16 protein-coding genes are annotated in these 18,535 nt (G+C 51.3%); 8 read left to right on the top strand and 8 right to left on the bottom strand.

The window, feature by feature from the left end:
• Positions 1 to 43: 43 nt before the first annotated feature.
• Both C5S61_RS13820 and speB read right to left on the bottom strand, forming a co-directional pair.
• Positions 44 to 3,778 carry a CSLREA domain-containing protein gene (locus C5S61_RS13820; protein ID WP_110515633.1) on the bottom strand — a complete coding sequence of 1,245 codons (3,735 nt, stop codon included), beginning with the start codon at positions 3,776 to 3,778 and terminating at the stop codon, positions 44 to 46.
• Between the two features lie 159 nt (positions 3,779 to 3,937).
• Complete coding sequence (speB, locus tag C5S61_RS13815) at positions 3,938 to 4,840, bottom strand: agmatinase (protein WP_164689468.1); 903 nt, start codon at positions 4,838 to 4,840, stop codon at positions 3,938 to 3,940.
• A 140-nt stretch (positions 4,841 to 4,980) separates the two neighbouring features.
• Between speB and C5S61_RS13810 the strand changes: the two genes are divergently transcribed.
• From C5S61_RS13810 to C5S61_RS13795, 4 genes are all read left to right on the top strand, one after another.
• Entirely contained in the window at positions 4,981 to 5,868 is an 888-nt protein-coding gene (locus C5S61_RS13810; RefSeq protein ID WP_205701403.1) for an STAS domain-containing protein, read from the top strand.
• Positions 5,861 to 6,358 (top strand): hypothetical protein, encoded by a 498-nt coding sequence (locus tag C5S61_RS13805; RefSeq protein WP_110515631.1) that lies wholly within the window; start codon positions 5,861 to 5,863, stop codon positions 6,356 to 6,358. The genes C5S61_RS13810 and C5S61_RS13805 overlap by 8 nt, the downstream gene beginning before the upstream one ends.
• Before the next feature lie 15 nt (positions 6,359 to 6,373).
• Complete coding sequence (gene moaC, locus C5S61_RS13800; RefSeq protein ID WP_110515630.1) at positions 6,374 to 6,868, top strand: cyclic pyranopterin monophosphate synthase MoaC; 495 nt, start codon at positions 6,374 to 6,376, stop codon at positions 6,866 to 6,868.
• Positions 6,869 to 6,952: 84 nt separating this feature from the next.
• Positions 6,953 to 7,951, top strand: a complete 999-nt coding sequence (locus C5S61_RS13795) for a patatin-like phospholipase family protein (protein WP_110515629.1) — start codon at positions 6,953 to 6,955, stop codon at positions 7,949 to 7,951.
• Positions 7,952 to 8,007: 56 nt separating this feature from the next.
• On the opposite strand, the gene pssA is transcribed toward C5S61_RS13795, so the two are convergent.
• Positions 8,008 to 8,700, bottom strand: a complete 693-nt coding sequence (gene pssA, locus C5S61_RS13790) for a CDP-diacylglycerol--serine O-phosphatidyltransferase (RefSeq protein WP_164689467.1) — start codon at positions 8,698 to 8,700, stop codon at positions 8,008 to 8,010.
• The gene (locus C5S61_RS13785) at positions 8,697 to 9,359 is read right to left on the bottom strand and encodes a phosphatidylserine decarboxylase (protein ID WP_110515627.1); all 663 of its coding nucleotides are present in this window, start codon (positions 9,357 to 9,359) and stop codon (positions 8,697 to 8,699) included. Before C5S61_RS13785 ends, pssA begins: the two co-directional genes overlap by 4 nt.
• A 312-nt stretch (positions 9,360 to 9,671) precedes the next feature.
• Between C5S61_RS13785 and C5S61_RS13780 the strand changes: the two genes are divergently transcribed.
• Both C5S61_RS13780 and C5S61_RS13775 read left to right on the top strand, forming a co-directional pair.
• Positions 9,672 to 10,238 carry a PspC domain-containing protein gene (locus C5S61_RS13780; RefSeq protein WP_110515626.1) on the top strand — a complete coding sequence of 189 codons (567 nt, stop codon included), beginning with the start codon at positions 9,672 to 9,674 and terminating at the stop codon, positions 10,236 to 10,238.
• A gap of 14 nt (positions 10,239 to 10,252) precedes the next feature.
• Entirely contained in the window at positions 10,253 to 11,131 is an 879-nt protein-coding gene (locus tag C5S61_RS13775) for a LiaF transmembrane domain-containing protein (protein ID WP_110515625.1), read from the top strand.
• Positions 11,132 to 11,195: 64 nt separating this feature from the next.
• On the opposite strand, the gene C5S61_RS13770 is transcribed toward C5S61_RS13775, so the two are convergent.
• The 3 genes from C5S61_RS13770 to C5S61_RS13760 form a co-directional block, all read right to left on the bottom strand.
• A complete protein-coding gene (locus tag C5S61_RS13770; RefSeq protein WP_110515624.1) occupies positions 11,196 to 13,178 on the bottom strand; it encodes an amidohydrolase family protein in 1,983 nt (660 codons plus the stop codon).
• Positions 13,179 to 13,300: 122 nt separating this feature from the next.
• The gene (locus tag C5S61_RS13765; RefSeq protein ID WP_110515623.1) at positions 13,301 to 14,191 is read right to left on the bottom strand and encodes a hypothetical protein; all 891 of its coding nucleotides are present in this window, start codon (positions 14,189 to 14,191) and stop codon (positions 13,301 to 13,303) included.
• A 79-nt stretch (positions 14,192 to 14,270) separates the two neighbouring features.
• Complete coding sequence (locus C5S61_RS13760; protein WP_110515622.1) at positions 14,271 to 14,879, bottom strand: YdcF family protein; 609 nt, start codon at positions 14,877 to 14,879, stop codon at positions 14,271 to 14,273.
• Positions 14,880 to 14,990: 111 nt separating this feature from the next.
• Between C5S61_RS13760 and C5S61_RS13755 the strand changes: the two genes are divergently transcribed.
• The gene (locus C5S61_RS13755; RefSeq protein ID WP_110515621.1) at positions 14,991 to 16,070 is read left to right on the top strand and encodes a s-methyl-5-thioribose-1-phosphate isomerase; all 1,080 of its coding nucleotides are present in this window, start codon (positions 14,991 to 14,993) and stop codon (positions 16,068 to 16,070) included.
• 46 nt (positions 16,071 to 16,116) lie between these two features.
• Here C5S61_RS13755 and C5S61_RS13750 read toward each other — a convergent pair whose 3' ends face one another.
• Positions 16,117 to 16,539 (bottom strand): GNAT family N-acetyltransferase, encoded by a 423-nt coding sequence (locus C5S61_RS13750; protein WP_110515620.1) that lies wholly within the window; start codon positions 16,537 to 16,539, stop codon positions 16,117 to 16,119.
• 423 nt (positions 16,540 to 16,962) lie between these two features.
• Between C5S61_RS13750 and C5S61_RS13745 the strand changes: the two genes are divergently transcribed.
• On the top strand, positions 16,963 to 18,453 hold the full coding sequence (locus tag C5S61_RS13745) for a DUF4153 domain-containing protein (protein WP_110515619.1): 1,491 nt from the start codon (positions 16,963 to 16,965) through the stop codon (positions 18,451 to 18,453).
• Positions 18,454 to 18,535: the final 82 nt, after the last annotated feature.

Genomic DNA, 18,535 nt, shown 5'->3' with positions numbered 1-18,535 from the left:
CCGATTAATCAATGCGATTAATCGGCCTTTGGGATTGAATTAATTATTTGCTAGATGTTGGTCGTGCTGGCAAGCCTTGTTCATTTGCCAATTGTTGGCGTTGGCCAGTTGCTTGACTGAAATTGGTGCTGGTTGTGATTGAATGTAGATTGTTGTATTCGCCATTCAAGGCTTCGTGCACTTCCAAGACTGCGCCATAATTGGTTGCAGCGTTGTAGGCATCGGCCTGCACATAGAGCTTGGTTTGGGCCGCTATGTGGTTTGACCATGCGCTACGGCTGGCCGAATAATAGCGATCATAAGGGTGTAAAGTGATCGATTGGCCCGGCTCAAGGCTTTGGGTCACGCCCCACACCATCCCTTGTTGCGCAACATCCCACCACTGTTGGTTGACATGGCTTGGCGCTGGATTTGGCGCGAGATACAAATCGACCCAAAATGCTGCATTGGCAGCACAATTGCCTTGGTTGGTTACGATAACTTCCAACTGCTGATCAACCGTGATGCTGCTCACCACCAAATCGGGATAGCAATTGCGCATCACCACGGGCAGGAAATTGCGGCTCGTACCAACAAATGGCGTGCCTGTAGCCGTGGCGATTGGGGTGTTGGTTGGCGTGCTAACCGTTGCCGTAGCAGTCGCGGTTGGCGTGTTGGTTGGTGTGTTAGTTGTAGTCGTGGTTGGTGTATTGGTTGCCGTGGCGGTTGGCGTGTTGGTACTGCCACTGCCGACACAGCCAGCAACCATAATATCGTCAATATTCCAACCAAGATCGCCGATTGAGCTATCGCTGCCTAGGCGGAAGCGCAACCACACTGTTTGGCCCGCCAGCGGCGTTAAATCGGCAGTTTCTTCGATATAAAATGGATAATCGCCGCTCATGCCGACGAATGCGGCGCGGCCAGCCAAAGGATTATCACCCTCGTTCATAATCATGCCGTCGTAGCCCGAGCTGCTGAAGAAACTACCAAGATCGTTGAAATTGGTGCCATCGGTGCTATATTCAACCACGCCACCATCGAAATAGCTCTCGAATGGAGTATTGCTGCGTTTGCTTGAGCGCTCTGGCATCGGCGTTGGTTCGCCGCCGCCGCCAGCGTCAAACTCAAAACTGTAGTTGTGGTTGAAATAGAGCGTTACGTCGCTAGCTCCCGCTGGAATTGCAATCCCCGCCATAGTTGTTAGTTGCTGATCGCTGAGTGCATCAGGATCATCGGCGTGCCAAGAGAAGTTGGGGCTATTGAAGCTGCTGCCATCTAAGCTCCAGGTTGGGCCGATGCCATCGACATTCCATTGCGCGTTGTTATTGACACTATCGCTGAACAAGACTTGCAAACTGCTACCAGGCACACATGCGCTTGGCGGCGTGGTTGGCGTAGCTGGCACAGCAGTATTGGTTGTGGTTGGCGTATTGCTTGGGGTCGCAGTCGCCGTGTTGGTTGGCGTGTTGCTTGGCGTAACAGTTGGCGTTTCGGTTGGTAGCGGTGCAACCCAGCATTGCGAAAACTCCGAGGTTTGGTTGGCATTGGTATCAGTCGCCAAGATTGTGATATTCGGGGCTGGGCTGGCAAATGTTTGGCTGAAGAAAACCGAGCCAGTTGCATCAGTGCTCACTTCATCGCTTGCCAAAAACGTTTGGCCTTCGCCATAGCCAGAAGGATCACAATTAACATTGCTATAAAACGCCAAGCGATAGCTATGGTTAGGAATGCTTTCAAGATAGCCCTGCACGATTACGGTTGTGCCATTATCGACCACATTCGTAACAACTGGATAATTTTGGCTGTTGTTTGGGCCTGCATCAGCATCAAGCGGGTCGTTTGCGGTCGGGCCATCGCTGCCAATATCGATGCCGAGGCCACCGTTAAAGGCTATTGTATTCTCGCCGAATGGGCCATCGCCGCCAATGCGAATGTTCGTTGGAGCCAAGCCGCTCAACTCGATCATGCTAATCCCAGCGCCTTGGTTACCAAGCGGGCTATCGTCGAGTGCTATGCCAATCCGATTGCCGCGCATACGAACTGTTCGTGGATCAAACACGAAGACGATGCCATGGCCACTATTGCCGCTAATCAGGTTGGCTTGGGCTGCGCCATTCGTGGCCGTGCCGGTAATTCCAATATCGGCCCGATTAACCGCATTTTGCACTTGAATCCCAACTCGATTTGGGCGGGCGATTAAGCCGGTGCGATCAGTGCCAATGTAGTTACCACTGATGATTGTATCGGGAATTAGGTACTCGGTGCCGCCACCAAGCCCAATCCCCAAATCGCTGTTGCCACTGATGAGATTACGTTCTAGCTCATCGCTAGTACCATCGCCATTGGTTCCGATGCGGGTGCGAACTGGGCCGAAGCGCACGACCACGCCGCGCTGGTTGCCAATTGCCGTTGTGCCTGTGGGATCAAGCCCAATAATGTTGCCAGCAATGACGTTATCAGTTGGAAAAGTGCTTACACCGCCCATAAATTGTGCGATTTGCACCCCTTCGGCGCTATTACCGCTGATCACATTGGCTTCGATTGCGTCGCCAATGCCATCGCCGTTTGTACCAACGATGGTATTGCTCGTATTGCCATTAAGATTGATGCCAGTTTGATTTGGCACGGCAATGGTTCCCGTAGCGTTGAGGCCAATATAATTGCCACTAATCCGATTATTCGCTGAGCTATCGATTTGAATCCCACCTGCTGCATTGCCACTAATAATATTGCGTTCAGCGAGATCGCTCACCCCATCGCTGTTGGTGCCAATTGTGACATTGCCAAGCGTTGGGCCGAAAAATGTTATGCCAGCGCTATTGCTGTGGGCAGTCGTGCCATCGCTGGCAACCCCAATATAGTTGCCTGCAATCCGACTATTAGCGCCAGCAGAGAAATAGATGCCTGAAAAGGTTTGGCTTGCGATAATATTGCCTTCGATTGCGTCATTCGTTCCATCGCCATTGGTGCCAATAAGCGCTTGGCTGCTCCCAGAATTTAATCCAATCCCAATATTATTGCCATTAGCAGTTTGGCCATCTGGTTCGAGGCCAATAATATTCTGGGTAATCCAAGCATTAGTGCTTTTAACGTTGATCGCAAGCCACGTATTAGAACCTGGGCTGCGCGCGCCATTCAAAACGAGGCCACGAATAACCGAGCCATTACTTTCTACCGCGAGAATTTGGGTGCTGGTTGGCCCAACGGGATCGCTTAATCCAGCACCATCGATCTCAACCAATAAACTCATCGGCCAAACGCTGCAATCGCTGCCTGCTTGGCTACAGCCATCAATTTGGGTTTGGTTGAGCAAGGCAGGCAATTGGCTGGTTAGGGCAATTGTTTTAACTCCAGCGCCAGCAATTGCAAAATGAATCGTATCGGCATCGACGTTAGCATTAGCGGCGTTAATCGCTTCGCGCAAGCTACAATCTTGGTTGCCAGTGCCGCTGCCAAGCACATCGCATGCGCCATCATCAGTATCGGCAATTGTATTGACGACAAATGTTGCTTGAGGAGCAAATGGCTTGGGTTGGGGAGCGGGCATGGGCGCTGCTGGCGGTGAATTCAAGGCCCGCAAACGTTGGACACTTCGTGATAATTCTTGCTGGGCTGGTGCTTGATTTAATGCTTCAGCCCATTGCAGAATTGTTTGATCAAGCTGTTGTTCAGAACCAGCGCCACTGGCATGTTGCGCAGCTACTTGACGATTGAGTTGCAGGCCAGTAACGATCAATAAACCAACCATAGCGAATGAAAGCAAACGAGTAAAACGCAGCAAGAATGGATGCTTCATAAACCTACCTCTGGCATCAGCATTGACGACCTCACACAAAACACACCATTGGAATGAGCAGCGATTGGAAATTGCCAATGATGCAACAACGAACACCAAATGCTGATGCTTGGTGTTCGTTGGAATATGCTACAAACTATTGGGGCTAATGTATGCCGTTTATTGCCACAAATTGGCTTGTTGGGCCATGATAATGCTCATAACCTTGTAAGTGAGCTTGGCACTAACAAAATTTGGGGCATGCAAGTGCTCAATCGGTGCTAATTCCATAACATCAAAGGCCACAACCTTGGCGGATTCTTGCACTAGAATACGGGTAATTTCCAGCACTTCGCGCCATGTTAGGCCATCTGGCTCGGGCGTGCCGGTCGCTGGCACGAGGCCAACATCCAAGCCATCAATATCAATTGTGAAATAGACTTGCTTGCCCCGCACAAAATCGCGCAAGGCTTGCAGATGCAGCCCATCATGCACATTTTCACTATAGAAGGTCGTAATTCGTTGATCGCTCTTGATTTGTTGGGCTTCGCTAATATCCAACGAACGAATGCCCAATTGCAGCAAATCGCCAGCGCCAACATCGAGAATTCGGCGCATGGCACAGGCATGCGAGTGCTTGCTGCCCTCATATTCGTCGCGCAAATCGGCGTGAGCATCAATTTGCACCGTCACAAAATCGCCATGAACTGCGTGCAAACCTTGGGCTACAGCGCCAGAAACTGAATGCTCGCCGCCAAGCACGCACACCAATTTGCCCAAGCGCGCGGTTTGCTCAACTGCTTGGGCAATGCTGGCCATGGCGCTATCTGGGTCTTGATCATTCAGCTCTACAGTGGGCAACGTATGCACGCCCCAAGTTTTGGCTGGCTCATTATCAAACTCGCGATCGTAAAATTCGACCTGTTGTGAAGCCTCGATAATTGCCGCTGGACCATTGGCTGTGCCACCGCCATAGCTCACCGTAGCCTCAAAGGGGATAGGCAAAACCACCACCTTACTGCTATCGAGCGTGCTATACTGCTGGTCTAAGCCCAAAAAATTATCGGGAGTGGTATGTGTCATCGTTTTCCTCATTCCACAAAAGTACTATTAAGAACCGTAAAGAGAACCATAGAACCGCGCCGCAGAAACGGGTATAATCATCATTGTACGAGACAAACGGGCGCTGACGATCAGCAATTTAGTCAATAACGAGGATACCAATGAGCGTCGAACATGTATTAGCCGATTTTCTCGAAGCCAACCTTGGGCGCTTCGCCAAACACGCTGGTGAATTGCTGCGTCAAGTGCCCAATTCGCCCTACCTCAAACTCGCAGACGCAGAGTTGATTCCCCGCATGCAAAAACCGTTTGTCGCCACCATTGAAGCTTTGCGCGGCGATATGCAAGCCCTGATCGACTTTTCGCGCCAATCGATTAAGGCAGTGGTGGAAAATCCCAATGCAAGCAGCGAAATTGTGGCCCAAGTCGGCGAAGCAATTTATGAAACGCTCAAAGTCGCAACCCGCGAATGTTTTGCCGATGATGAATTGAATTATGCCTTGGGTCGGGCGGTTATTGCCGAAGTAACGTTTATTGCCAATAAAGCCAGCTATCAAACTTTTGTTGATTTGCGCGAGGCTAGCATTCGCGAGCGTGAACAGGCCTTGCAGCAAATGACCAGCGAATTGGATCAAGCCAACGCTGCGTTGCGCGAGCTGGCAGCGCCAATTGCGCCAATTCACGATAATATTTTGGTGCTGCCGTTGGTTGGTTCGATTGATACCAACCGTGCCCAAATGCTCACCGAAGATCTGCTTGAGCAAATCGTTGCCCGCCAATCCGATATTGTGATTATGGATATTACTGGCGTGCCGATTGTTGATACCAACATCGCCAATTACCTGGTGCAAACCACCAAAGCGGTGAGTTTGTTGGGTGCACAAGTAATTTTGGTCGGCATTAGTGCTGAAGTTGCCCAAACCATCGTTGGCCTCGAACTCGACCTACGTCAATTGTCGGTGCGGGCAAACTTGCAAGATGGTATCGAATATGCGCTGGAGCAAGTTGGGCTTGGCATTCGCCCCTTGCACGAGCAACGCCGTGGATAAGCTCGATTGGCACGATCTGCGTCCGATTATTTTATTGGATATTGATGGCGTAATTAATATGTTTGGCCGGTTAGGGCCTGAGCAACAGCGTATTCCGCCAGGCATTCCAGTGCAATATCCGCCGCAAATTCATGCTTCAATCGCGCGCTTGGCCAAACTCGGCCAACTTATCTGGTGTTCGACGTGGCTGCAATTGGCAAACTTTGGCTTGCACAGCGACCTTGGTTTGCCAGAACTCCCCTTAATCGAGCCGTTGGCCGACAATCCAAAGGCAATTTTGTGGAAGCTCAACAGCGTTGCCAAACACCTCGCCGAGTGGCAACAGCCAATTATTTGGATCGAAGATGGCTTTCGACCTCAGGTGCATAGCTGGGCACAGCAACGCAGCCAACAAGGTCGTTTTACCCAATTGATCGATGTCCGCGAAACTGGCTTAATTTCAACAGTTGTTGACCAACTTGAACAAACGCTTGCCCGTTTCGCAGCTTGAGGAATCACATATTTCATGTTGACCCATCTTGATGATCATGGTCGGGCGCATATGGTTGATGTTGGGGCCAAGGATGTGACCCAGCGCGAAGCCCAAGCCCAAGCTGATGTGCGTATGCTCCCAGCAACCCTAACGTTATTGGTGGCCGGAGAATTGCCCAAAGGCGATGTATTGGCAACGGCCCGCATCGCTGGCATTATGGCCGCCAAACGCACTGCCGATTTGATTCCCTTGTGTCATCCACTGCCGTTGAGTGCGGTGGCGATTGAGATCGAGGCGCATCCTGACCAATCGTTACTGCGTATCATCAGCACGGTGCGCTGCACAGGCCGCACTGGCGTAGAAATGGAGGCGCTGATGGCAGCATCAGTCGCAGCCTTGACCATTTACGATATGGCCAAAGCTGTTGATCGTGCTATGGTGATTGAGCAGGTTTTCGTTCGCAATAAAACGGGCGGCGCACGGGGCGACTTCCAGCATCCCCTCACTCCGCTTGATACCTCAGAGTAAGCTTTGACTATCGAGCGTAGAGCGCCTCGCCTGTGACCTACATTTGTCTCAACGACGCGGCAATGGTCATGAAAGGTTGTCTCTATGCGCGCACTCGTATTCAGTGGCGGTGCTAATCGCGGTTCACTCCAAGCAGGAGCCGCCCTTGCCCTGCTCGAAGCAGGCATCATCCCCGATTTTGTTGTTGGTTCCTCGGTTGGTTCAATCAATGCGGCGGTTTTAGCCTGTAACCCTAGTTTGGCTGGGATTCAACGGATTGCTCAGCGTTGGAATACCGTCAAGCGCGAGGATATTTTTCCTGGTGGCTCGTTACGCTCTGCTTGGCGGGTGATGCGCGGGCGTGGCTCGCTACACAATAATCATGGCTTACGCCGTTTTATCCTCTCATTACTGCCGCCGAATATTCGGCGCTTCAGCGATTTGGCAATGCCCTTTTTTGTGACCGCTACCAATTATCGCACTGGCGATATGCATTTGTTTGGCGATGATCCGCGTGAGCGTTTGGTCGATGCGCTGATGGCGAGTGCCGCTGTGCCGCCCTACTTGCCAGCCTATCATTATCGGGGCGAAACCTATCTTGATGGTGGCTTTGTCTCGAATTTGCCAATCGGCGTGGCCTTGCAGCAAGGGGCGAGCGAAATTTGGGCCTTGGAAATTGGGCTTGATGCCGCTTCAACAGTGCCGCCATTTGGCATGCGTGGCTCGTTGACGCGTACGTTCGATGCCTTAATGCGTCGCCAAATGGCCCATGAACGTGAATTAGTGCGCTTGGCTGCCAATGCGGGAGTCAAAGTCCACCATATTCAAATGTTGCATTACAGTGGGCTTGATGTGCGCGATTTTCGCTATAGTAGCCAGTTGATGGATTTGGGCTATCAAAGTGCCAAAGCCTATCTCAACGAGCAAAGCCAACTAGCGCCGGTTGCTGCGCCAATCGAGCCAGCGCGCCGTAGCAAACTAGAGGCCGCCTTGCGCACGAGCATTGCTGCCCAAGCCCAACTAGCCCGCTTGCGTTTTGGCATGCTGCGTGGATTACTGCGCCGCCAAGGTCTGCCGCAGGATTCGGTTATTCCACCAAGTTAGGTATTGCTGAAATTTTAGAATGCTTGGGCGTAGCAAACAACTACGCCCAAGTGTCGTTAAGCGGCTGTGCGCGAGCCACGCCCGCGAATTGTCCAAACAATGTTGGCAATCAAGCCATAGGAGATGTAGCTCAGCGGTAAGACATACAGAAATTGGCTTGGCCGAGCTAGTGCCAAGACGAAAATCGCAATAAACGCGATCCGAATGGGCAAGAAGGTTTCAAAGGCAATTTGCTCAACGCTAGGAAAACGCAACGTGCTAACCATCAAAAAGCCTGTAAAGCCAATTAATGCAGTTGCTACGTAGGGGTTGAGTGCGCCCGTGTAGAGTGCTAACGACGCTGCGGTCATGCCTGCCATCGGAATCGGCATGCCCACAAAGAAGCGCTTATCTGAGCTGGTGATTAAGTTGTAGCGAGCCAAACGCCCAGCGCCACAGCAGACAAAAATGCCTGCGGCAATTGTGCCGAGCCAGCCGACCTCACGCAAAGAAACTTGATAAATCAGCAGCGCTGGAGCCGTGCCAAACGAAACCACGTCGGCCAGCGAATCAAGCTCCTTGCCAAACTCGCCACTTACGCCCAGCATGCGCGCTGTTCGCCCATCGAGTGTATCAAAAATGGCGGCCAAACAAATCAGCACAGCGGCTTTGAAGGCCTCACCATCAACAGCAGCAATAACTGCTAAAAAGCCGCAAAACAGGTTGCCCGACGTAACCAGATTGGGAACCCATGAACGGCGAAATTTCACAGCCATGCTCCAATCTGAGTCAGCCCACCTTTGATGGCTTGACCCTTCTTGACAAAGACGTTGATTGAGCCGCTTGGGACCAAAATATCGGTGCGCGAGCCAAACTTGATCAAGCCGAAGCGCTCGCCAGCGCCTAATTCTTCGCCAACCACGGGCCAAGTCACAATTCTGCGGGCCACCAAACCAGCGATTTGACTGATCAAAACTGGGCCATGCTCGGTTTCAAGCCCAATGTAGGCCCGTTCGTTGACAATATCGGCCTCGCCATCCCAGGCTGCGCGAAATTCGCCTTGCACATAATCGCGATACTGTACTGTGCCAGCGCAAGGCGTGCGATTGATATGCACATCAAACACCGATAAGAAGGTAACAATTCTGGTGGCCTTACCGCCAATAAAGCGTGGCTCATCGACCTCATCAATCATTGTGACATGGCCATCGGCGGCGGCGTACAAAATTGAACTATCGGCGGGGCATTCGCGGTCGGGGTCGCGGAAGAAATAGCTGGTAAACGCGGTAAGGGCGAGGGGTAGTGTCGCTGCCTTGCGACTAAATAACGCTGTTAGGGCAGTTAACCCCAAGCCGGCCCCGATGAAAGGCATGCCTTCGATGGCAATACCTGGCAGTGAACGGCGAACACGAGCGCGGGTAGAAGGCATGAAGCGACTCCTTAAAAAACTATTAGACAGGCCTTAATCGGCGCTGTAACACACATGCTTGAATTGAGGCGTAATTATACCATCGTGCTTTATTAATGCGAGTTTGAATCAACATTCGACAGACTTGGCTTGATTGCATACAATGCCAAGCGCTTGCAAGCCCCACACCAAGGCTTGAACTTAGCACGTACGAACCCTGCAAAAAAAGGTTTCAGCGTTTAACCTGTTGGTTCGCAGATTGCTTGCAACAATTGAACCACAAAGCGCGTCATATCGATAGCAAATACAGAACACAAGGTTCGGAGGCAAACAATGCAACCACGGTTATTGCGCTCCTACTACGACCGCAAGCTTGCTGGCGTGTGTGGAGGGTTAGGTGCTTACTTTGAAATTGATTCAACGCTGGTGCGTTTAGTCATGATTTTACTCATCTTTACAGGCTTAAGTTTCTTTATTTATCCTGTATTGTGGTTAATTATGCCAAGCGAAAAACCTGGGGCTATGCCACCACCTTTTATGCCACACCAGCAAGCGGGCGTTGTGCCACCACCACAGCAACCAATCAACGCTGCCCGCCCACAGTATCGCTATGATCCATTTACCGGCCAGCCAATTGCTGAGCAACCAGAGGCCTATACTGGCACAACCGTCCAAGTGCGGCCAGACCAATATATTCCGCCATTTGTTCAGGGCCATCAACCAGCGCCAGCTCCAACGCCAGCGCCCCGTTCAACCCGCAACAACAAAAAGGTTCTTGGGTTGTTGTTGCTGGCATTTGGCTTGATTACGATGCTCGATAAATTTGGCGGCGCTGCTGAATTCATTACACCATTGCTCTTGATTGGTTTAGGGATAATGCTGTTTCGTCGGCGCGGATAAGAGAGGGGTTTGCGATGACAACTGTAACGGAGCAAACACCGCGCCGTTCATTATTCTGGCCCTGTTTGCTGATTGGCCTCGGCTTGCTGGGCGCGCTTTCGGCAATCAATCTTTTTGAGGCCAGTTTGTTCGACATCCTTGAACAGTTTTGGCCAGTCTTGTTGATCGGGGCTGGCCTTGATTTGTTGCTGGTGCGCAATCGACCGAAGCTTGGGCTTGGTTTGGCCTTGCTTGTGTTGGCAGTTATGGGTGTTTATGGGCTTACCTATAACGAGCCAAATTATGCGATGAGCTACCCGCAAGGCGCACCATTGCCCGAAACGGCGCATATTATTGTAAAACAAAGCAATAGCACACTTGCAATTAAGCCAGAAATTCTCGATGGCCAAGCTTCGATTGCTGGGATTGTTAAAGCAAGCAATATCAATGTGCGCGAATTGCAACCAGATAACGATCAAATAACGATTGTTTTAGGCCAAGATAGCCCATTAAGCAGCACTAGATCTGAGCAAACTATTTTGGTCTCGATGAACCATGCGGTTGATTTCGATTGGAATTTGCGCGGTGTGAGTTTAAACGCTGATTTAACGTCGTTGCAAATTGGCACTATTAATGCAGAATTGCAGGCTGGTACTGCAACGATTGCCTTGGCTGAGCGCGGGGAATATCATTTTAATATCGATGCAACGACTTTAGAACTAACCTTGCCGCCGGGCGTTCCGGTGCGAATTCATCGTGATGATACTGCTACAGCCTTCAATCTCGACCAAAACTTGGATATTCAATCGATTGATGATGATCTCTATAGCAGCCCAGGTTGGGAAGAGAGTGATGAATCGTATCGCTTAGATATTTATCTTTCTGGCTCTGCTTCGAGCGTCAGCATTCGATAAGCCTTTTGCTTTGCCAACCGAACCACGCCCGCAGCCATGAGGTTCATGGCTGCGGGCTTTTGATTTAGGCTTGGGCTAATTCGACGTACTCTTGTTTGATAACTTGATCGGCGCTGACTCCGGCCAATTGCAACAATTCGCTGATAATTTGGGTTTTGCTTTCAGCGTCGCGAGCCGACCAGGTGCGGCTCTTGACTTCCAAATAGGTGCCTTTGGCTGGGCCACTGGTGATCATGTCGATGTTGACCGCAAAATCAACCTCGCCATACATAATCCGCCAGCGGCGACGATATTTCTCAACTTCAAGCACATGGTCGGGCGAGAAATATTCGCGATAGAAACGCAACGAGCGATCGGCTGGCGCAGTGTAGCGCGCGCGGGAGAGCAACACTGCCGAAGGCAAATCTTCGCGTTCATTGGGCATCGTCAAGGTCAAGTTGTATTTTGGCTCAATCCGCGAGCCATCAACCCGATGATCTTCGCGGTAGCGAATGCGGCCACGAGTTGCATCATCGAAGAGCAGATAGGTATCGTATTGTTTGCGCTCGCTGGCCTTGGTAATTTCAACTGCATGCGAGGCCAGCAAAGCTTCGACCCCACTCGCATCTTCCAAGCGCGCTTTGACTTGGACTTCGAAGATTTCGGCCTGCTTGACTCCGCCGATGGCCAAAATTTTATCCAACAGATTGACTTCGCGTTGGCTGAGAAATTGATTGATGGTTTCGGCGATGCGCATGGCATTGCTGCGCACTTCGTTTTCATCAAGGGTCAATAATTGGCGATCTTGCATCACCCACGCGCCATCGATCAAGACGTGGCGCACATCGCCTGAACGGACCGAGTAGACCAAGTGATTGTAGATTGAATCGTTGCTATAGTTGTAGGCTGGGGCTGGCACAACGTGTAATCCGCCAAGCTCAACAATGGTAACATCGGCGCGTTTGCCTGCTTCAAGGCTGCCGACCAAATGCTCAAGGTGTACTGCTTTGGCTCCCATGCTGGTAGCCATGGCAAAGACTTGTTTGGCGGTGACCACTGTTGGGTCGCCAGTCACACCTTTGGGCAAAATCGCCGCCAAATGAACTTCCATCCATAAATCTTGGTCATCGTTTGAGGCGGGGCCGTCGGTGCCAAGCCCAACATTCACCCCAGCTTGGAGCATGTCGCTATATTTGGCCACGCCGCTGGCCAGTTTGAGGTTGCTGGTTGGGCAGGGCACTGCGCCAGCATTATGCTTTTTGAGCAATTGCATATCGCGTTTGTCGATGTGCACACAGTGGGCTGCAATCCCTTTGCCTGTGAAAGCATCCAAATCGGCAACATAGGCGATTGGCGATTTATCGACCAACTGACGAGCTTCTTCAACTTCGCGAGCGGTTTCGCTGAGGTGAGTTACCAGCGGCACATCGAATTCGCGGGCCAAATCGGCGGCAGCGCGATAGATCGTGCTATTGCAGGTGTAGGGTGCGTGTGGGGCAATCGCCGGAATCACGCGCCCATGATCTTTCCATTGTTCAAAAAAGCGTCGAGTGCGCTCTAAACCTTCATCGTAAGAGGCTGCGTCGGGAGTTGGCCATTTCATGACAGTTTGGCCACAGATGGCGCGCATGCCTGCTTGGTCGGCGGCGCGGGCAACTTCTTCCTCGAAGAAATACATATCGACGAAGCTCGTAATGCCGCCTCTGATCATCTCGGCACACGAGAGGCGCGTGCCATGGTACACGAATTCGGGGTTGACAAAGCGACTTTCGACCGGAAACATATACCCATAGAGCCACACATCCAGCTGTTGGTCGGCGACGATGCCGCGCAACAAGCTCATTGGAACGTGAGCATGGCCATTGATTAAGCCAGGCACAATGGCATGATTGTTACAGTCGATCGTTTGATTGGCGGTATAGCGCTCGCGTAATTCGCTGCTTGGCCCAACCGCAACGATAGCACCAGCCTGAATTGCCACCCCACCATCACGAAAGATCGTTCCTGCTGCGTCCATTGTTACGACGATGCCATTAAGCAGCAGGGTATCAATTTGTTCTAAAGCCATTTGGCCTCCTTATGTTGCACAAAAGCACAAGCATCATCGCTTGTGCCTTAGATGGCAAATTTTGAGTCCCGTCTGGCGGGAGGTATTCAGGTCATTGTACCACGGTTTTGGTTAAATGTAGATCAAGCCATTGCTAAATGTTGGGCAAAGACATATTTGGTTGTGTTAACCAGAGTTTGTGCGCCCATAATAAACTCTTGGGTTTCTTGATAATTCAGCACGCCATAGAGTTGGGCGATGCGTTGGCGCAAGGCGCTGCGGCCAGCATGCCAATAGCCCCAACCGGTGGCAGTTAGGCGCAAACCACGGTCGTCACGCGTGATCCATTGTTGGGCTAACAGCGCTTCGATGGCGCTTTCGGCGCAGATGCCCAAATAGGGATCGACGGCGATCAGTAAATTGCAACGCGAAATTGGGGTGTGATGTTTGATAATTGCGCGCAAAATTGTGCCTTGGGTTGGGCTAATACCACAAGCATGCCATGCCAAAGCTTTGGCATCGGCGCGATAGTTGCTTAGTGCAGTGCAAACCAACAGCGCACGTTCTTCAAAAGTTGCTGCTTTGTGGGCGCTGGGGCGTGGGCCATAGGCATAGAGCAGATGGTCAAGGCAGGCTTGGGCAGGAATTGTGGCGCATAAACGTTCGCCATATTCGGCGACAGCTTGAGCAGCGGCGGTTGGCCAAAGATTCAATAATTCTTGAATTAAATCGGCGCGTTCGAGCAGATAGCTGGGATAGCGCGGCCCTGGCTCATATTTGCCATGATCAAGCACCAGCCAACCTTGCTGCAAAGCCTTCTCTAACACACTCGCTACAATCAACGGGGTGTAATAATGGAGATAATTGACATAACCGTGCAAGGTTTGGCGGGGATAACGCACAACCGACTCGATTAATAACAGATCGCGCCATGAACCGCAGGTTTGTTTGCCGAAGCTGTGCCAACGGGGGTGGTCGATCAAGCTATGGTAAACAGCTTGAATGGCAGTGGGCAAAGAGTGTACTGTCATCATCGCGTGGCCTCCTCTGAAAGCACATACGATGACTTTGACGCACAGATGCTCAGGTTTTGGTATGCCAAAAGTCACGATCTTATTGGTCTAAGAGTACATAGGCTAAGTAGGCCAAGGTTTCGCGGCTGGTAGCTTTGATACTAGCCCAATTCGTAGTTGGTGTATTGGCCTTGACGGGCGCGCCAAAGCTGGTAATGCCATAGTCGTGGGCCATTTTGAGCGCTCGCAACAGGTGCGGCGGGTCGGTCACAATCAACAAGCTATCGATCTGCTGGCGTTGCATTTCGTCGCGCACTGCCAACAAGGTGGTGCGGGTGTCGCTGCCTTGGGCCACACTGATGATCAAGGTTGGATCGATTGCTTGCTCAATCAAAAAATCATAGGCCACCGATGCTTCCGAGCGGGTGTCGTTGAGGCCGGTGCCGCCAGAAACGATGATGCGGCGGGCATAGCCCAGGCGATAGAGCCGAATCGCTTCGGTCAAACGGGCTTCGAGCACCGGCGACGGCTCGCCATCCCACTGGGCTGCGCCGAGCACCAACAAGGCATCAACTGGGCGCAATTCTGCTCGGTCAGCCTGGCGAGCCACAATATAGCCAGTGCTGATAAACAGCACACTTGCCAAACAGATGCTGGCGAATAGCCCGCGAAGGCTGCGGCGGAGCCATTGTTTTGCTGGTGATTGCATTGCGATCCTTTGCCCTAGGGTTGCTGATTTTGGCCCTATACTACCACGCTCAAGCGAGTTGCAATGCAATCTCTGCTACAATTTTCGTATCAACGAAGTATGAGGTTGCCGATGACTGGACGTTTACCTTTGCTGACCCGCCGTGGCGATACCTTGCGCTACGACCGCGAAAAAAGCATTGTTTCCATATTAAATCGCCGTTTGTATCCTGCCGAAATCGTTTGGGTCGATTGTGCCAATCTCGAAGCCGTGGCGCAAGCAATTGAAACCATGGTGATTCAAGGCGGCCCGCCGTTGGCCTATGCTGCTGGCTATGGTTTGGCCTTAGCCCTCGATCAAGCTAGTGACTATTCGTTGGCTGAGCAACAAGTGGTTTTAGGTCAAGCGCTGGAGCGTTTGCGCCGTACCCGCCCAACTGCCGACGATTTGCACACCATTTTGGCTGAAGCAGAACGCTTGGCCTTGCAGGCACTGAATCAAAACCAAGCCCCAAATGACGTGGTTTATCGCTATGTTGCTGGCGAAATTCAGCGTGGCGACCGTTCGGCGGAGCGCTGTGGCGTGCGGGCTGCCGAGTTGCTGACCGATGGCGACACCGTGCTGACGGTTTGCTATCCTGGCGCTGCCTTCAATTGGATGCTCTACACTGCCGTGGTGAAACAGGGCAAACAAGTGGCGGTGATGCCAACCGAAACTCGCCCGTATGGCCAAGGCATTCGTTTGACTGCCTCGCAAGCCTTAGAAATTGGCTCGCAGGTGACGGTGATTAACGATAATATGTCGGGCTTTTGTTTTAGCCGCGATATGATTAGCGTTTATATCACCGCCGCTGATCGGATTGCGCTCGATGGCTCGATTGCCAATAAAGTTGGTACCTATACCAATGCTGTCCTTGCCAAACGCCATGGTGTGCCGTTTTATGTGCTGGGCTACGATGGCCCCGATATTAACACTGCGACTGGCGCTGAGATTCCAATTGAGGAGCGCAATGGCGATGAAGTGCTGATGATGAATGGCCAGCGGATCGCTCCAGCAGGGGTTCGCGGCTATTATCCAGCTTTTGATGTTACGCCGCCAGAATTGATTAGCAGCATTGTGACTGATCGCGGAATTTATCGCCCAGCCATGATTCAACGCTATTTGGATGAGAGCAGTGATGCACCACTAGACGTTATTCCATTGTTGGGATAGAAATTGGCCCAGTGCAGAGCGCAAAACTTTGCACTGGGCTTGTTGGTTAATCGAGGGCAATTCGAAAGTGATAGGCATTAATCGTCAGGCCTTCGCGAAAATAAAATTTATGCGCTTGCTCGCGTTGCACTCCGCTATCAAGGTGCAATTCGTTGCAGCCTTGGGTTTTGGCTTCAGCTTTAAGCCAATCCAACAGCGCCTTGCCATGGCCACTTGAGCGTTGGCTGGCTGAAGTAATTAGGTCATCGACATATAACAACATTCCAGCGTACAACATCTCCATAAAACGATAGCCTGCCAGCGCTTGAACTTCGCCATCAACCACAACTGCTGCCAAGCGATAGCCATGTTGTTGCATGCGTTGAATACGGGCAACATACTCTGCTTCAACTAATGCCGGGCGTAATTGCTGCATCACGGCAAAGGTGCTGGCAATCTCGGCGGCACTTTCAATCTGTTTAATTTGCATAAGTTTGCTCCACAACAGCACAATCGCGGCTATTATCGCAGGTTTTAGCTCTACGAATGCTTGAAATTCCCCTCACCCCAACACCTCTTCCATCAGACGTTAACTGCGTGGTTTGACAAAGATTTATTCGTAAGCTTGCGTTGAGTAGGTTGGGGGATGACCTTTCAAGGGTATGTTGTTAACCATCATTGTCGATCACCACCCTTCCGTCCCGCCTCAAGGCGGGAAACGCAGGGGGCTTTAATCCCCCTGCACCCCCTAAATGGCAATTTGTGAAGCATGATGGTTGTGAGTGTTAATGCAATTTGGGTGTATATGCTGTTTCTGCCCTTCGTACTTGAGTGCAGATAATCTGGCACTTGGGTGCTAGCCCAGGCAACTACAATCCAAACACACGGGTTCGATTCATTGCGAGGAAACTGTATGTCACGCCAACAACGAATTGTGCTGGCTCTTTTACCAGTTGCGTTTGGTTTAGCATTAATTGCCGATTTGCTGGGCTTGTTCCATCAGTCATGGGGAATTAATTTCGGCCTTTGGACGTTGCTCGCAAGTGCGGCAATTATTGGCCTTGGGTTCAAGCAGGCTCAGCCGATAACCAAAGAAACATGGCTTTGGCTAGGCGTGGCCAATCTGGCAAGTTTGGGCTTTGTGCTGCGCGATAATGAAGCAATCTTGGTTTGGCTGGGCTTTTGCTGGGTGCTGGCGTGGATGTTGATTTTTACCCAGCCTTATCGTGCTCATTGGCAATTAGCCTCAATTCGGGGCTGGATTGTTTCAGGCGTTGTGGCTGGCTTGGGTGCTGCGTTTGGTAGCTTTGGCGCAGCGCTGAATCTTCCACTGCGGAGTGGGAAGATTACCAGTTCCAAATTGCGGCCAATTCTGATTGGCTTGGGCTTGGCCTTGCCGCTGTTGTGTATTTTTGGTGGCTTGTTTGCCTCAGCTGATGCGGTATTTGAAAATATCTTTGCCAATTTGTTCGATTGGAATTTGGATTGGCTGTTTGAGCATGTGTTTGTGGTGTTGTTTGCCACGTGGGCGATTCTTGGCTGTGGTTGGATTTTATTTGCCTCGCCAAAACCTGAAATTTCGTTTAGCGAACGGCCAAGTTTGCTCAATATTGGCAAAGTTGAAGTTGGGATTATTTTGGGCTTGCTGAATGCGCTGTTTGGCTTGTTTGTGGTGATTCAAATTCGCTATCTGTTTGGTGGCGAGCAGCAAATTGCCGAAGGCATTACCTATGCCGATTATGCGCGGCGTGGCTTTTTCGAGCTGGTAACGGTGGCGTTGTTGGTCTTGCCAACGCTGCTGCTTGGCAGTTGGCTAACCGAACAACGAGCTGAAGCGCAACCGCTGTTTCGAATTTTGGCGCTGGTGTTGTTGGTGCAAGTTGGGATTGTGCTGGCTTCGGCAGTTTCGCGCATGCTTTTGTATATCGATGCCTATGGCTTGACCGAATCGCGTATTCAAGCGACGGCGCTGATGATTTGGATTGTGCTGGTGGCGTTGTGGTTTGTGGCAACCGTGTTGCGCCAGCGGGGCCACTATTTTGCCAATGGTGCGTTGGTTGCGGCGATGCTTGTGCTGATTGGCTTGGTTCTTCTGAATCCAAGCAACTACATTGTGCGCTATAACGCCAGCCATCGTGGAGTTGCCAGCTTTGATGGTTATTATATTGGTAGTTTGGCTGATGATGCTGATGCAGTGCCCGCCATTATCGATGTGCTGCCAAGCTTGCCAACTGAGCAAAGCTGCCAAATTGCGACCCAACTTTTAGGCTACTGGAACGATGTTGACGAAACTGATAATGATTGGCGTAGCACCAACCTAAGCCGCAACAAAGCCCGTGAACTTGTTGGCCTAAATGCGACAAAATTGACCGAAATGAGTTGCGCCATTGATCGCTCAATGTGATCGTAGGTGCTGGTGGTAAGTGGTACAATTGCCCTCGCTATCGCCCAAACGCGAAGCACCATGCAATCAGCGCACTCTGGCA

Origin of the sequence: Herpetosiphon llansteffanensis, from assembly GCF_003205875.1 — a bacterium.
In the GTDB taxonomy this organism is placed as follows: Bacteria; Chloroflexota; Chloroflexia; order Chloroflexales; family Herpetosiphonaceae; genus Herpetosiphon; species Herpetosiphon llansteffanensis.
The sequence above is the reverse complement of the archived record's forward strand: the minus strand, read 5'-3'. Positions and strand labels throughout refer to the sequence as shown.

Excerpts from the sequence above, each read along its gene's own strand:
- C5S61_RS13820 (WP_110515633.1), bottom strand. The coding sequence starts at position 3,778 with ATGAAGCATCCATTCTTGCTGCGTTTTACTCGTTTGCTTTCATTCGCT.
- speB (WP_164689468.1), bottom strand. The coding sequence starts at position 4,840 with ATGACACATACCACTCCCGATAATTTTTTGGGCTTAGACCAGCAGTAT.
- C5S61_RS13810 (WP_205701403.1), top strand. The coding sequence starts at position 4,981 with ATGAGCGTCGAACATGTATTAGCCGATTTTCTCGAAGCCAACCTTGGG.
- moaC (WP_110515630.1), top strand. The coding sequence starts at position 6,374 with ATGTTGACCCATCTTGATGATCATGGTCGGGCGCATATGGTTGATGTT.
- C5S61_RS13795 (WP_110515629.1), top strand. The coding sequence starts at position 6,953 with ATGCGCGCACTCGTATTCAGTGGCGGTGCTAATCGCGGTTCACTCCAA.
- C5S61_RS13785 (WP_110515627.1), bottom strand. The coding sequence starts at position 9,359 with ATGCCTTCTACCCGCGCTCGTGTTCGCCGTTCACTGCCAGGTATTGCC.
- C5S61_RS13780 (WP_110515626.1), top strand. The coding sequence starts at position 9,672 with ATGCAACCACGGTTATTGCGCTCCTACTACGACCGCAAGCTTGCTGGC.
- C5S61_RS13775 (WP_110515625.1), top strand. The coding sequence starts at position 10,253 with ATGACAACTGTAACGGAGCAAACACCGCGCCGTTCATTATTCTGGCCC.
- C5S61_RS13770 (WP_110515624.1), bottom strand. The coding sequence starts at position 13,178 with ATGGCTTTAGAACAAATTGATACCCTGCTGCTTAATGGCATCGTCGTA.
- C5S61_RS13765 (WP_110515623.1), bottom strand. The coding sequence starts at position 14,191 with ATGATGACAGTACACTCTTTGCCCACTGCCATTCAAGCTGTTTACCAT.
- C5S61_RS13760 (WP_110515622.1), bottom strand. The coding sequence starts at position 14,879 with ATGCAATCACCAGCAAAACAATGGCTCCGCCGCAGCCTTCGCGGGCTA.
- C5S61_RS13755 (WP_110515621.1), top strand. The coding sequence starts at position 14,991 with ATGACTGGACGTTTACCTTTGCTGACCCGCCGTGGCGATACCTTGCGC.
- C5S61_RS13750 (WP_110515620.1), bottom strand. The coding sequence starts at position 16,539 with ATGCAAATTAAACAGATTGAAAGTGCCGCCGAGATTGCCAGCACCTTT.
- C5S61_RS13745 (WP_110515619.1), top strand. The coding sequence starts at position 16,963 with ATGTCACGCCAACAACGAATTGTGCTGGCTCTTTTACCAGTTGCGTTT.